The organism is Haloarcula sp. HT12 (assembly GCF_055271655.1).
This window is the reverse complement of record NZ_JBUXKW010000001.1, coordinates 214399-228176: the sequence shown is the minus strand read 5'-3', so window position 1 is coordinate 228176 and position 13778 is coordinate 214399. Positions and strand designations below refer to the sequence as shown.

General features: G+C 64.4%; 17 protein-coding genes. 4 read left to right on the top strand and 13 right to left on the bottom strand.

Annotated elements, in window-relative coordinates:
- Nucleotides 1-17: 17 nt before the first annotated feature.
- Both ACY9XZ_RS01225 and ACY9XZ_RS01220 read left to right on the top strand, forming a co-directional pair.
- A complete protein-coding gene (locus ACY9XZ_RS01225) occupies nt 18-227 on the top strand; it encodes a hypothetical protein (protein ID WP_004962941.1) in 210 nt (69 codons plus the stop codon).
- Between the two features lie 2 nt (nt 228-229).
- Nucleotides 230-610 (top strand): hypothetical protein, encoded by a 381-nt coding sequence (locus ACY9XZ_RS01220; RefSeq protein WP_463455276.1) that lies wholly within the window; start codon nt 230-232, stop codon nt 608-610.
- Here ACY9XZ_RS01220 and ACY9XZ_RS01215 read toward each other — a convergent pair.
- The 3 genes from ACY9XZ_RS01215 to ACY9XZ_RS01205 form a co-directional block, all read right to left on the bottom strand.
- Nucleotides 591-1202, bottom strand: a complete 612-nt coding sequence (locus ACY9XZ_RS01215; RefSeq protein ID WP_463455275.1) for a hypothetical protein — start codon at nt 1200-1202, stop codon at nt 591-593. The genes ACY9XZ_RS01220 and ACY9XZ_RS01215 overlap by 20 nt on opposite strands.
- A 9-nt stretch (nt 1203-1211) precedes the next feature.
- A complete protein-coding gene (locus ACY9XZ_RS01210) occupies nt 1212-1538 on the bottom strand; it encodes a transcription factor S (RefSeq protein ID WP_463455274.1) in 327 nt (108 codons plus the stop codon).
- 180 nt (nt 1539-1718) lie between these two features.
- Nucleotides 1719-2792: a cell division protein CdpA domain-containing protein gene (locus ACY9XZ_RS01205; protein WP_463455273.1), complete on the bottom strand. Its 1074-nt coding sequence runs from the start codon at nt 2790-2792 to the stop codon at nt 1719-1721.
- A gap of 135 nt (nt 2793-2927) precedes the next feature.
- On the opposite strand from ACY9XZ_RS01205, the gene ACY9XZ_RS01200 reads away from it, so the two are divergent.
- A complete protein-coding gene (locus tag ACY9XZ_RS01200; protein WP_463455272.1) occupies nt 2928-3215 on the top strand; it encodes a DUF5789 family protein in 288 nt (95 codons plus the stop codon).
- A gap of 134 nt (nt 3216-3349) precedes the next feature.
- Complete coding sequence (locus ACY9XZ_RS01195) at nt 3350-3550, top strand: hypothetical protein (protein ID WP_463455271.1); 201 nt, start codon at nt 3350-3352, stop codon at nt 3548-3550.
- A gap of 75 nt (nt 3551-3625) precedes the next feature.
- Here ACY9XZ_RS01195 and ACY9XZ_RS01190 read toward each other — a convergent pair whose 3' ends face one another.
- The 10 genes from ACY9XZ_RS01190 to ACY9XZ_RS01145 all read right to left on the bottom strand — a co-directional run bounded on the left by ACY9XZ_RS01190 (nt 3626) and on the right by ACY9XZ_RS01145 (nt 13675).
- Nucleotides 3626-3790 (bottom strand): hypothetical protein, encoded by a 165-nt coding sequence (locus tag ACY9XZ_RS01190; protein ID WP_005535361.1) that lies wholly within the window; start codon nt 3788-3790, stop codon nt 3626-3628.
- An 89-nt stretch (nt 3791-3879) separates the two neighbouring features.
- On the bottom strand, nt 3880-4044 hold the full coding sequence (locus ACY9XZ_RS01185) for a hypothetical protein (protein WP_463455270.1): 165 nt from the start codon (nt 4042-4044) through the stop codon (nt 3880-3882).
- A 73-nt stretch (nt 4045-4117) separates the two neighbouring features.
- Nucleotides 4118-4888 carry a creatininase family protein gene (locus tag ACY9XZ_RS01180; RefSeq protein WP_463455269.1) on the bottom strand — a complete coding sequence of 257 codons (771 nt, stop codon included), beginning with the start codon at nt 4886-4888 and terminating at the stop codon, nt 4118-4120.
- Nucleotides 4889-4951: 63 nt separating this feature from the next.
- A complete protein-coding gene (locus tag ACY9XZ_RS01175) occupies nt 4952-6661 on the bottom strand; it encodes a glycoside hydrolase family 13 protein (RefSeq protein WP_463455268.1) in 1710 nt (569 codons plus the stop codon).
- An 11-nt stretch (nt 6662-6672) separates the two neighbouring features.
- Nucleotides 6673-8382 (bottom strand): alpha-glucosidase, encoded by a 1710-nt coding sequence (locus tag ACY9XZ_RS01170; RefSeq protein ID WP_463455267.1) that lies wholly within the window; start codon nt 8380-8382, stop codon nt 6673-6675.
- A gap of 97 nt (nt 8383-8479) precedes the next feature.
- Nucleotides 8480-9562 (bottom strand): M24 family metallopeptidase, encoded by a 1083-nt coding sequence (locus ACY9XZ_RS01165; RefSeq protein ID WP_463455266.1) that lies wholly within the window; start codon nt 9560-9562, stop codon nt 8480-8482.
- Nucleotides 9563-9676: 114 nt separating this feature from the next.
- Nucleotides 9677-10636 (bottom strand): nucleoside hydrolase, encoded by a 960-nt coding sequence (locus ACY9XZ_RS01160; protein WP_463455265.1) that lies wholly within the window; start codon nt 10634-10636, stop codon nt 9677-9679.
- A gap of 122 nt (nt 10637-10758) precedes the next feature.
- Nucleotides 10759-11772: an ornithine cyclodeaminase family protein gene (locus ACY9XZ_RS01155; protein ID WP_463455264.1), complete on the bottom strand. Its 1014-nt coding sequence runs from the start codon at nt 11770-11772 to the stop codon at nt 10759-10761.
- Between the two features lie 80 nt (nt 11773-11852).
- The gene (locus ACY9XZ_RS01150; RefSeq protein ID WP_463455263.1) at nt 11853-12125 is read right to left on the bottom strand and encodes a DUF7513 family protein; all 273 of its coding nucleotides are present in this window, start codon (nt 12123-12125) and stop codon (nt 11853-11855) included.
- Nucleotides 12122-13675, bottom strand: coding sequence for a Na+/H+ antiporter NhaC family protein (locus ACY9XZ_RS01145; RefSeq protein WP_463455262.1), 1554 nt, complete (start codon nt 13673-13675; stop codon nt 12122-12124). Before ACY9XZ_RS01145 ends, ACY9XZ_RS01150 begins: the two co-directional genes overlap by 4 nt.
- Nucleotides 13676-13778 lie beyond the last annotated feature (103 nt).

Genomic DNA, 13778 nt, shown 5'->3' with positions numbered 1-13778 from the left:
TACGTATAGTACACTGCATGAGCGAATCAGAAACGCCGATGGAGACGACAACCTGGCCAGACCTCGCAATCGGGCTCTACGACCGCCTGACAGGGCGGAACGCCGAAATAACGTACGATTTTGACGACATGGAAGTAGACGTCCCGAGCAAGGCCGGCGAGGACGCCGAACACGCTCGCTGGCGGGTCGATGGGACGCTGACCATCACGACACGCGATAACGACTGACAGTGGTCACCACGGCGAAGGCGGTCGGTGATCTGTTCGACCTGATCGAGCGAAAGCCGGACCTCCTCGTCGACGCCGACCTGACCGTCGAGCGGGACGGGGTCGCGTTCACCGTCCGCGGGTACGACGACCTCGTCGCCGTCGACCTGCCGTCTCTCGGGGCAGCGTTCGCCCTCTGGCGGGATCGGCCGGTCGACGGAACGGATGCCGCCTCGGCGCTGGCTGCTGCCGGTCTGACGGCCGAGATCCGCGTTCGCGGCGCACCTGTCGCCCGCCTCGGCGCGGATGCCGTTCCGACCCCGCTCGCGAAACGGCTCGGTCTGGGACCGATCCAACTGTTCCTCGACGGCGCGCTCCTGGCGCTTATGCCACGGCGCGGATGAGATCCAGCAGCTCGGTCTGGTAGTCCGATGGCGTTCGCCGGAGCGTTTCCGGCGAGTTCTCGATGTCAAGCAGTGACGACAGCGGTTGGTCGGGATACGCCCCGGCGGCGATGCGGAAGCCGTCGCCGTGCCAGACGCCGACCCAGCCAGTGATCGACAGCGTCGCGTCGACCGCTTCGAGGTCGAGTTCGGCGCTGTAGGTGCGGAGCCGCGCCCGGTCACCGCTGTCGACGCGGACGCGTTCTCTCCGCCCGCGTTCGATGGACTCGAACCCCCTCTCGGCCAGCTCGTCGGCGAAGGCAGACTGGGCCTCCGAACGGACTGTCGGGAGAATTACTGTCGGCCCGATACCCGGCGCGAGCGGCGGGGTAAACGACAGTGCGGTCGCGAAGAAGAACCGCCACTGGTGGTCAAGCCCGATCGCATCCCGGACGGCCTCGCGTGTTTCGGCGGCGTCGTACACCTTCGTCGCCCCTTCGACGCGGGCCGTCGGTAGCTGAAAGACCGTTTCGACGCTCTCGTCGACGAGCTCCCAGCCGCCGTCGCGCAACTGATCGGTGGGCACGTCCGGGTAGGCGGGGTCAGTGGGCACGGGCCGGCCTCAGTGGTCGTCCTCTCGCCACTTGTGTTCGCACTCGGTGCAGGTGAAAAAGCGCGTCTCGGACTCGTCGGCCGCCCGGATCTGCTTCATCTCGTAGAAGGCCCGCTCGTTGCCACACTCGGGACAGCGAGCGCCCGTCGTCGGCCCCATGTCCTCGGCATCGACTTCGGAGGTGTCGACGACCTCCGACTCCTCCTGGCCCTGCGTGGTGACGGCCATCTCCTGTTCGGCCTCGGCGTTCCGAGCCTTCTCGTACCCGCAGCTGCCACAGACCCAGCGTTCGTCTTCCGTTTTCATCATCGAACCGCATTCGTCGCAAAACTCCATTGTAGTACCACCGTTTGCCTGCCGACCGTGTTAAACGCCCGGTTTCGACCCCGACAGTCACCTGGGTCGACATCGCTGTAACGGGTCAGCGGACCGTCTCATACGGATTAGTGTAGATTATCTTCGGATCACGCCGATCCCGGGTCGGCAGACACCGGTACATTGCGACACTAATCCGTCTCAGTCGTTGCGAACCCACGCCGAGCAGGCGTCCATGTCGTCCATGACCTCGCCGTGGAACGAACAGTACGGCTCGATGTCGCCGTCCTGCATCACGTACTCGAAGTGCCGGCAGTTCCCGCAGTAGGTGTCCGGTTCGCCCTGATGGACCGCCGTTTCGGTGATCGCGTCGTGGCCGGTCGTCGCCGTGCCGCCGTCGGTCGACGCCGACGCTTCCGGGCCGGCCTCAGCTATCCTCGGATCAAGCGCGCTCTCGGACGGGCCCGTTCGGCCCGTCCCGCGCGATTCGGCGTTCGAGCGAGTGGTCGCCTGCCGTTCAGACTGTCGCTTTGTCCCGCTGTCCGACCGTCGCTGAGACCGCCTGTTGCGGTCAGACTGTGTGTCGGTCGTCCCCTGTCGACTGCGGTCGGTGGCCGCGCGTGTCCCGCCCGAGCGCTGTCCGGTTCCGCCGTCGCTGACAGCGCCGTCGTCGGCCGTCCCCGGTCGGTTCGTCTGCGTCTCGACCCCGCCGTCCGGATCCTGTCCGAAGAACCCGATGCCGCCCAGTCCCGGTATCGTCCGGGCTTCCTCGACGAGGCGGATCGTCCCTTCCTCCGTCACTTCCATGCGAGCCGTCCCGCCGGGGTCGTTTCGCGTCTTGAACGTCGCGAGCGACGCGAACAGGCACCAGAACGCCGTCACGATCCCGGCGAAGTAGACGACGCCGGTGAGCAGTGCCAACAGCGGCTCACTGCTGGTCCAGTTGTAGGGGTACAGCGACTGGAACAGTCCGACGCCGACCGCTGCGATACCCGTGCCGCCGAGGGCGGTCAGTCGGATCCGACGACTGGCGGGCAACACTGCGAACACGCCGAGGATGACCGACGGCAGCCCGAGGCCGGCGACGATGCCGGCGATTCGCCTGGCCGCGTAGGCGTCCAGCCCGTAGCTGTTGCCGATCCCGGTCGTTGCGAGCGCGATTGCCCCCACGAGTCCGGCAACGCCAACGAGAAACAGGGCTGTCCCGACGAGTTGCTGTCGGCGCGATGCGACGCGCCCGACCTCCCCTTCGTACACGTCGGTGAGACTAGTCATGCCGTATACTACTGCTACATCGGATAAAACTACCCGTCAGACAGATGCATGACGCGGGCACGCGCGTACAAGCATCAGGTAAGACACGCGAGCCGTTCCGAAAGCACTAATCGGACCCACGGGCACAGTTCGGGTATGAGCGACGACGAAAGCGAGGACGCGGAGGAGCCGGCTGTCGAACTCGGTGACGGACCCGACGTTGATGGTGCACCGCTTGCCCGCGTCTCGGCGCGACTCACCTGGGGCATCGAACACAGTACTATCGTCGCCCGCGAGGGCGACACGACGATCCGGACGCCGGACGGCCCACAGGAACTCGCAACGGTGCTTGAGGACGTCGACGTGCCGTACTTCGCCGACCGTCAGGAGTTCGAGAGCGCGGTCCGGGACGTCATCGGGACCGGTCCCGTTCCGACCGAGTGACGAGTCGGGACCGCGACGGACTGACATCCGCGTCCGCCGCGGGCGAGTAGGGGCCGTGGCCAGGACGCGACTGCGATACCTCTTATCGAGTGGTAATCGCTGGGTTTGATACCGGCTGTTACGGATATGGATTCATGTTTCGTAGCGGCGGCCTCTCCTGGAAAGAGCAAACAGCCCTCGCCAGCTGGGGCATCGGGATTTTCGTCGTCCTCCGGCTTCTGTACGACGTGTTCGGCGTCGACGGTCGTGTGTTAGCTATCGCAGCCGTGGGTATGGTCTTCGGCTCGTTCTACGGGGTGTTCATGCCGGTCTGGCGACGGTTCTCCGCGGAGTGACTCGCGACGAGACCACCGTGGATACTGTTTCAGTTCGCTATCGCGCCGAGAAAAACGTCGGTTCGAGCGGGGGCGTTACCGCATGTTTTCGAGCGCGTACACCGTGTCGGAGATGATCCATTCCGTCTCACAGTCCGCGTGCTCGATACTGAGCGCGTTGAAGGTTTCTCGTCCGTCGTCGACCGTTATTTCGAACGCTCGGCTCCGAAGCGACTCCGGATGGGGACTCGGTGGGGACACACATCCTCTTCATAGAGTGGGACCGATAAACGAGTCGATTCCGGTCGAGAGGGCCGGAACGGACCGATTGGTCGCCGTCTGTCGATTTGTCAGGAGTCGACTTGCTCTGCCGCTTCGGCTCTGCCGCGGCGCTTGCCGAACAGGTACGCGGCCACGATGAGTGCGAGCGGGACGATGAGAAATAGCCCTATCATGACGAGGAGGATGAACAGTTCAATAGCTCCGGGCATACCGGGGAACAGGAGGAGGACCATATCGTCTCTCCACCTCCCTCCCCCAAAAATCCCTCTGCCAACGAGCATCGGAACCGGCTCCGAGGTGCTCGGCTCAGACGTGTGGTTCCGGCAGCAGATCCTCGAACGCCTGCGCGTCTAGCCACTCACAGAGCCTGACGAGCTGTTCGGTTGCAGCCTCGAACATCTCTGCGCCCTTCTCGGCCGTGGCGTCGGTTTGATCGCCCAGAACGCCGTTCTCGGTGTTGTCGACGGCGTCGTAGAAGGTCCGCGAGCCGTACTTTTCCGTGTTCGCTGCCTCGACGCTCGGGATCCCGCCGTCCCGTGCGTCTTCGAGGCGGTCGTCGTGCACCAGTTCGGACCGGAGGTGTTGGATCATGGCCGTCTCCTTCGGGCCGCCGTGGGGGCCGTTCTGCTCGAAGAGGTCGTCCACGAGGTCCGGGATGCTCTCGTCCCACATCCACTCGATGGCGTACAGGACTTCGTCGTCCCGGAGCCGGCGGCCGACTTCACGGAGATGTTCGACGTTGCCACCGTGGGCGTTCACGTAGACGACCCGGTCGATGCCGTGGTACGCCAGGTTCCGGGTGAACGATTCGACGTAGTCGCGAAACACCGGCGCGTCGACCCACATCGTGCCGTGGAACTGTCTGTGGTGGGGGCTCACGCCGACGTTGATCGTCGGGGTACAGAGATAGCCAGTTCTGTCGGCGGCTTCCCGGGCGAAGGCTTCCCCGATGAGGTGGTCCGTCGCCAGCGGGAGATGCGGTCCGTGTTGCTCGGTCGACCCGAGCGGGACGAGCGCGAGCGACTCCGTCCCGAAATAGTCGCCGAGGTCCGGCCAGGTCTCGTCGGCAAGGTACATACCACCTGCTGGTGACGGACGCGTCTTGAATCTGTGCTTCGTAGCCATCCCAGAGGCGGGTACTCAGTCGAACAGCTCGTAGACGCGGGCCTCGTACGGCGCGAGCGTCACCGTTCCCGGGTCCGGACCGTCGCGGTCGTAATTGCACTCCAGCAGCGTTGCGTCGGTGTACTCGACCGGGAGGTCGAAGGTTTCGGTCACGTCGTCGAAGTGCAAGACGACGAGGACTCGCTCGGTGCCCGAATCCGTCGATAGCGACCGCGTGTAGGCGAAGAGGCTCTCGTGATCGGGAAGCAGATCAGTGTAGTCCCCGTACACGAGCACGTCTCTGTCGGAGCGCAACTCGATGAGTCGCCGGTAGTAGTTGTAGACGGAACCTCCGTCGGCTCGCTGATCGGCGGCGTTGATCTCCCTGTAGTCCGGATTGACCTTGATCCAGGGGTCGCCGTCGGTGAAGCCGGCGTTTGCCGAGCCGTCCCACTGCATCGGCGTCCGGGCGTTGTCGCGGGTCCGGTAGCCGACGACGTCGTTCACGTCCTCGTAGCTTTCGACGCCGTCCCGGTCGAGCAGCTCCCGCGCGTGGTTGATGGCGTCGACGTCCCGGAGGTCGTCCACCGTCTCCCAGTCGGCGTTGGTCATCCCGAGCTCCTGTCCCTGGTAGATGTAGGGCGTGCCACGGAGCGTGAGGAGGAACGTTCCGAGCAGCTTCGCGGATTCCCGGCGGTAGCTCTCGGGGTCGCCGTAGCGGGAGACGCTCCGTGGCTGGTCGTGGTTCTCCCAGTACAGCGTGTTCCAGCCGTCGGCCGCCAGCCCGTCCTGCCAGCGGTCGGTGATGGCCTTCAGTTCCGGCAGGCTCCAGTCGCCGACGCTCCAGCGCTCGCCGTCGTCGTAGTCGAGTTTCGTGTGCTGGAAGTGAAACGCCATGTCCAGCGGGCCGTCCGCGCCGGCGTACTCCCTGGCCGACTCGACGGTGAGCTGTGGCATCTCGCCGACGGTCATCACGTCGTAGTTCGACAGCACCTGCTCGTCCATCGCGTCGAGATACGACCGCATCTCCGGCCCGTCGATGAACTGTTCGGAGCCGACCCACTCGCTGTCCGGGTCGCCGTCGGGCAGCCCCTCGACTTTCGACAGGAGGTTGATAACGTCCATCCGGAAGCCGTCGATGCCCCGCTCCAGCCACCACTCGATGGTATCGAAGACGTCCTGCCGAACGTCGTCGTTCCGCCAGTTCAGGTCCGGCTGGGAGGTGTCGTACAGGTGCAGGTAGTACTCGCCCCGTTCCTCGTCGTACTCCCAGGCCGAGCCGCCGAAGAAGGACTCCCAGTTGTTCGGTGGCGTCCGGTTGCCGTCCTCGTCTGTCCCACCTTCGCGCCAGATGTAGTAGTCCTCGTACGCCGGGTCGCGCTGGCGGGACCGCTGGAACCACTCGTGTTGGTCCGAGGTGTGATTGACGACGAGGTCCATGACAAGTCGCATGTCCCGGTCGTGGACTTCCTCGACCAGCGCCTCCCAGTCGGCCATTGTCCCGAACTCGTCGTAGATAGCCCGGTAATCGCTGATGTCGTAGCCGTTGTCTTTCTGGGGGGACTCATACACCGGGTTGAGCCAGATGACATCGACGCCGAGGTCGGCGACGTAGTCCAGCCGCTCGATGATACCCTGCAGGTCGCCGACGCCATCGCCGTCGCTGTCGTTGAAGCTCCGGGGATAGATCTGGTAGACGACCGCCTCTTTCCACCACGCACTGTCCAGTTCGTCGTCGGATAGCATCTGAGCTGTCGTCATTGTTCACCTGAGAGTTCGTAGAGACGCGCTTCGTACGGCCGCAGGTCGAGGTCGGCGACGCCGTGGCTGTCGGATTCGGTCGCTGGGTCCAGTTCGTTTCCGAACAGGAGCGACGCCTCGGCCGCCACCGGTACCGAGACGCTTGTTGCTGTCGCCGAGACGTTCAACACGACGAGTACGTCGTCCACGTCGACTGCCGGGTTATCGAGCGTCCGCCGGTAGGCGTACACCGTCTCGTGGTCGGGCAGCAGTAGTTCGTACTCGCCGTAGACGAGTACGTCCAGGTCGCTCCGCAGGTCGATGAGGTCGCGGTAGTACGACAGGATACCGCCTTCGGTCGCCTCCGCGGCGGCGACGTTGATATCCTCGTAGTTCGGATTGACCTTGATCCAGGGATCGCCGTCAGTGAAGCCGGCGTTTGCCGAGTCGTCCCACTGCATCGGCGTCCGGGCGTTGTCACGCGACCGGAACTCGACGACGTCGCGGGCCTCGTCGTAGTCCTCGATGTCGCCCGATTCCAGAGCGAGTCGGACGCGGTTTGACGCGTCCGCGTCCCGCATCTCGTCGACGGATTCCCACGGGCAGTTCGTCATGCCGATCTCGTCGCCTTGAAACAGGAACGGCGTTCCCTGATGCGTGAGCAGGAACGTCGCCAGCAGTTTCGCCGACTCCTCGCGGTATTCCCCGTCGTCACCGAAGCGGGAGACGATGCGGGGCTGGTCGTGGTTGCCAAGATAGACCGTGTTCCAGCCGTCGAGGTCGGTCTGCCACTCGGCCATCACCGATTTCAGATCGGGCAGCGACCAGTCTTCGATGGTCCACCATCCCTCCTGCTGGTCGAGAAGCATGTGCTCGAAGTGAAACACCATGTCCAGCGGCCCGTCGGCGCTGACGTAGTCGCCGGCCGTGTCGACGTCGATGTCGACGCACTCGCCGACGGTCATCGAGTCGTAGTTGTCGAACGTCTCGGCGGCCATCTCGTCGAGGAACTCCTGTGTCCGGGGCCCGTCAGCGAAGTGCTCGACGCCGACCCACCCTGAATCCGGGTCGCCGTCGGGGAGCCCCTCCGGCTTGGAGATGAGATTGATGACGTCCATCCGGAAACCGTCGATACCCTTTGCCAGCCACCAGTCGATCATCTCGTAGACGTCCGACCGAACCTCGGCGTTCTCCCAGTTCAGGTCCGGTTGCGTCTCGTCGAACAGGTGGAGGTACTGGGCCTCGCGTTCCTCGTCGTACGTCCAGGCCGAGCCGCCGAAGCCGGTGGTCCAGTTGTTCGGTGGCGTCGGATCCCCGTCCTCGTCGCTGTCGCCCTCGCGCCAGATGTAGTAGTCCCGGTAGCCGTCCTCGTCCCGGCGCGAGCGCTCGAACCACTCGTGCTCGTCGGACGTGTGGTTGACCACGAGGTCCATGACGAGCCGCATATCCCTGGCGTGTATCTCGTCCAGCAGTTCCTCCCAGTCCGCGAGCGTGCCGTACGCCTCGTGGATGGCGCGGTAATCGCTGATGTCGTAGCCGTTGTCGACCTGTGGCGACTGGTACACCGGGTTGAGCCAGATGACGTCGACGCCGAGGTCGGCGACGTAGTCCAGCCGCTCAATGATGCCCTGGAGGTCACCGACGCCGTCGCCGTCGCTGTCGTTGAAGCTCTGTGGGTAAATCTGGTAGACGACCGCCTCTTTCCACCAGGCGCGCTCTGCGGTCATACACAGGGGTAGCTGGACCCGTTGCTTAAACCTACGGATTCATACAACACCCGTTGTAAACAACTCGGACGAGTCGGGTGAGCGGCTCCCAGCGCCGCTACAGTTCCAGTACCGTGTGTCGCGGCAGTTCGAGGTCGTAGCCGACCGCCGAGACTGTCTCCGTCGGCCAGTCGCCGGTCGACGACAGCAGTTCGATGTCCTCGTCCGAAACGAGATAGGTGTCCTCGCTCTTCGCACCGGCGATAGTCGGATTCCAGGCGTATCCCTGGGGCAGCACTACCTCGGCCTCGTTGCCGGGCGTGGCGATCCACTCGCGGCCGGCAAAGCCCGCAGCACCACCCTGGTGATGGTTCTGCCACTCGCCTTCCCAGCCGACCTCGGCGTAAGCGTCCTGAACCGCGGCGAACACGTCGCCCGCCGTGCCGCCCTCTCTGCCGACTGCCTGTGTCGTAGCCAGTGCGGTGGTCTCGACTCGGGTGGCCTTGCGGGTTCGCTCCGTGAGCCACGCCGGCGGGTCGAACGCGACAGCGCGAGTGGTGCTGACGTGCAGGCCGTTCCGCTGGGCGGTCACGGATATGAGCGCGTAGTCGCCGAGTTCCGCGTCGGTCGACGTGTAGTGCCGGTAGGACTGGGCCCGCTCGGCGCTACCGACGAGCACGACGGGCGTGGCGATGCCGCGCCCTTCGAGTTTCTGTCGAAGCACCGCGGTCACATCAAGTTCGGTGTGCGAGGGCTCGACGTTCCGCGCAACGGCCTCGACTGCGTCCGCGGTGTCCCGACCGAGTTCGCGGTACTGCTTGACCTGCGCCTCGGTCAGCGGCTGTCGGAGGTGTGTGGCGTCGACCGACTCGAACCCGGGGACGTCGAAATCCGCCGCCGCAGGGGTCGGGCTCGTCTCCGCGACGGCGTCGGCCAGCGACTTCGCGTGCCAGTCGAACGTCTCGACGGGCACATCGCTGCCGAGTTCCTCGTCGCGAAGCCGCTGTGCTTCGATGTTGTCGGTGACAACCCGAATTTCTTCGCCGTCGTAGCCCGCGGCGGCGACGCCGATGTCGCCCGCCCGGTCGACGACGTTGTCGCCACCCCCGGTCAGCCACGCGAAGGAGTTCGGTCGGGCGAACCATACGGCTTCCAGCCCCGCTGTCCCGAGATACTGGTCGAGACGGTCTGTGAGCGTCATACGCTGACATGTCCCCCGCCCATAGTAAAATCCAAGGAGAGTGCCCCGAGGGGCCCGCCGTGACGGCACTCCCGAAGGTGGGCATCGTCGGCTGGTGTCGCGTCCAGGACTGGTTCACTCCGCGATGCCGCTATCAGGATCCCGGGACCGTAGCATCGAGTACATGACCGACTGGAAGGCGTCGCTGTCGACGGCTTCCACGACGTGCGTGTTCGGCTCCCCGTCGGTCACGCCGTTGACGTCGACGCTGGTGTACCCGCGGGTGAGCCCCTCGCGGTCGTCCACCGCGACGTGGTACGTCGACACGTCCTCGCGGAGTTCCGGATACGCCAGCAGCGCGGCGGTGACGCTGTCCGGGAGTGCCGTCCATCCGGGGTCGTCGGGGCCATCGCTGTTGAACGCCCGGGCCTTCTCGGTCACCGACTCGAAGAACGACGCCAGTTCGGTGTCGAACCCCGATACCGCCTCGAACTCCGGCGAGCCGAACACCGCGTCCCGAAGACAGAGGCCCCAGTCGACGAGCGTCACCTCGAAGGCATCGAACACCCGCCTGGCGGCGTCAGGGTCGACCCACAGATTGAACTCCGCGGCTGGGGTGATATTCCCTTCGCAGTTGACGTTCCCGCCCATCACCCACACTTCGTCGACGAGGGCTGGAAGCTCGGGCTCGCGGGCGTACGCCAGAGCCAGATTGGTCAGCGGTCCGATACAGAGCAGCGTGATATCGCCCGGGGCTGCCCGACAGCGGGCGACGATCTCGTCGGGGCCAAACCCCGCCGCCGATTCGATGTCGGTCTCAGGGAACACGTCCCCGCCGAGGCCGTCCTCGCCGTGGATGTACGTCGCGTGCTCGAACTCCTTGAGGAGCGGCTGTCTCGCCCCTTCGTAGACGGGTACGTCGAGGGCATCGGCGAGTTCGAGCGTGTACTTCGCGTTCTCGACTTCCCGGTCGAAGGGGACGTTGCCGGCGACAATCGTGAGTGCGTCGACTGTCACCCGGTCACTGAGACAGGAAAGCAAAATCGCCTGTGTGTCATCGCCCGCGGTGTCCGTATCGATGATGACGCGTCGCATACCTCCTGGTCGGAGGGGTCATACAAATGCTGCCGGGCCACAACCGTGTGCCACACCGATCTGTGCGCCACTCAAAGCGATGATAGGTGGCCGGCTGAGCGAAGCTGTCAGCGACGCCGGGGTTAGACCATTTCGAGGCGGTGCCCGCTGTCGGCACCGAGCGATTCGTACACGATGCGTGCGGCAGCGATATCCTGAATCGCCAGCCCGGTCGAGTCGAAGACGGTAATCCCGGACAGATCCTCGCGGCCCGGCGCGTTCCCGACGACGATCTCGCCGAGTTCGGCGTCGATATCAGATTCGTCGATATCGCCCGTGCTCCAGGGGACGTTTATCTCGCCGGAGTGGGTCGTCTGCTCGAAGTCGTCGATGACGAGCGTCGCCTCGCGGATGACGTCGGTGTGGAGTTCCTGCTTCCCTTCGGCGTCGGCACCCATGGCGTTGACGTGGGTGTGCGCTCCGAGGTCGTCGAGGGTGACGATGGGGTCTTCGACCGGCGTAACGGTCGAGAGAACGTCACAGTGGGCCGCCTCGGAAATCGTCCCGGCTCGCACGTCGAACTCGTCGCCGAAGGTGTCGATGAACCGCTGGACGCGCTCGTCGTCGAGGTCGCTGACGACGACGGACTCTATCGGTCGGACTTGCGAGATTGCCTCCAGTTGCGTATAGGACTGGACGCCGGCCCCGATGATGCCGAGTGACGACGCGTCCGCGACAGCGAGGTGGTCCGTCGCTACGGCGGCGGCCGCACCGGTTCGCTTCATCGTCAGTGTCGTGGCGTCCATCACGGCAAGCGGGAACCCACTCTCGGGGTCCGTGTACACGAGCGTGCCCATCACGGTCGGGAGGTCGAACTCGTCGGGGTTGTCGGGGTGAACGTTCACCCACTTGATGCCCGACGCCTCCCAGTCCTCGGTGTCGAGATAGGCCGGCATCGACCGGAAGTCCCCGTTGTGCTGTGGCAGATCGATGTAGGACTTCGGCGGCATCTGTGCCGTCCCGTTTTCGTATGCGGCGAAGGCGGCTTCGATGGCCGGAACGAGAGCTGCCATCTCGACGGCCGCCTCGATGTCCGTGCTGGGGACGATAGTCGTCTGTTTGTGCTGCCGTGCTGTCGAATATAGTGAGTTACTCATAGTGCTGCGAATTCGTGATATCGGTTGCTCTGATCGCGCTATACGTGCTCAGCATCCCTTTTCGGCTCCCGGTGACGATCTTAGAACGACCCCCGGGAAAGCGTCTTGAGGTGGGTGACACGGCCGCGGTGTTCCGCGTCGTCGAACGACTCGACCTTCGCGAGAACACGACTGCCGACGATGTCTGTCTCGCCGTTCTCGAAGTAGAGGCGGGTCTCGCCGACCAGTGCGACCAACTCGCCGGATTCCTCGTCGAGTTCCGTGACGTACACCTCGATTTCTTCTCCGGGCTCGAATGTCGGCGTGGTCGTCCTGAAGCTCATCCCGGTGAGGAACTTACTGAATATGCTCATAGTCGGGTCACATCCTTGGATTTTCGGTCAGTGGTGTATTCCAGCCCGAAGCCGGTCAGCGCACAGAGGAGGAACACGCCGAACAGGAACCAGCCGTGGAAGACGTACGGCCACACCTGCACGGGGTTGACGACCATCGCACTGGTGAACCACTCGTACTGGTTCGGGAGGCCCTGCAGCGTCGCAAAGCCGATGAGAACGCCGCCGCCCCACGGGAAGATATACCCGAGTGCGGAGGTGTTCGCGTCGAGGATATTCGCCCGGCGGTAGCTGTTGATATTGTACCGCTGGCCGATGCGGGCGATGTACGGCGCTATCGCGATTTCCGCCGCGGTGTTGATCGTGATCATCGAGTTGACGAGGGCGGTACCGACCACCATCGTCGTTTCGGCCCTCCGGACGCCCGTTGCGACGTGTTCCAGGAGCCACTCCTGTATCGCTTCGAAGCCGCCGCCACGGATCATGATCTCCGATCCGGCGACGATGAGCAACACGAGCACGATCAACGGGAAGAAGCCGGCTGCGCCGTTGTAGATCGACCCGGTGACGCCAGCGTTCTCGGCCGCGACCACTTCTGCAATGGGGAGCGAGCCGGCCCAGCTTGCGGCCGCCGACGTTTCGGGAACTTTGAACAGCAACACCTCACTCAGCGGTGCGAGATCGAAGACGACGTTGAAGACAACCGCAACGATGAGTCCCCACGAAATGGCTTCGACGATGTGTCGGCCCATGACTGCCGTCACGATGACGACGAGCATGGAGATGAGATGCAACAGTCCCGCCGGTTCGCTGTTCTGGACGAACAGGTCCTGTGCTTGCTGGGAAATGTCCAGCCCGGCCATCGCGTTGCCGGCGAAGACGTACGCCGCAAGCGCCAGCACTGCAGCGATGATGGCGTACTTGAACCGCGAGGCGACGACGCCACCGATGTCGGCGTCCTGCGTCACTGCGCTCACGATCGTCGTATCGCTGACCGGCGCCAGGTTGTCGCCGAAGACGGCCCCGGAGAGAATCGCCCCGAACAGCAGTATCGGATTCGCCCCGAGGAGGATACCCGCCGGGAAGAACAGCGCCGAGAAGGCGACTGCGGCACCGTAGCCGGTACCGATGCCGGTCGTGAACAGCGCCGCGAGGATGAAGGTGGCCGCCGGGAACAGTGCGCCCCCGACATCGGCCGCGTTCGCTGCCCAGACGAGCCCGCCGACGAAGCCGCCTGCCTGGAGCGTGTTCGAGAACATCCCCGCCCAGAGCCACGCGACGACCGCCGTCGCGGCGACCCGCTTCGTCATCCCGTCGAAGATGGTGTTCGCGTAGTTCTTCCAATCGCCCTTGGCGAAGAACATCCCGACGATGAGCGCCACGAGCATTCCCGCGACGAGTCCCGTCGTGTCCCCGATACCGAACAGGCCACTCTGGACAATCGCCCACAGGATAAACAACCCTATCGGGAGGACGCTCATCCACCGTCCGCCGTAGAACTCGATTGCTTCGACATCCGGGCCAGAGATCTCCTCGATCTCTGTCCCCTCGCCACTATCCGTGTCTGACATGCATTCTGTACCTCGTCAGATACACACGCAAAAGATGATGATAATAACTATCTCTCCGGTAACAAATTACATGAGCCGTCTCTGGTGAAGCTTCGCCCTCCCC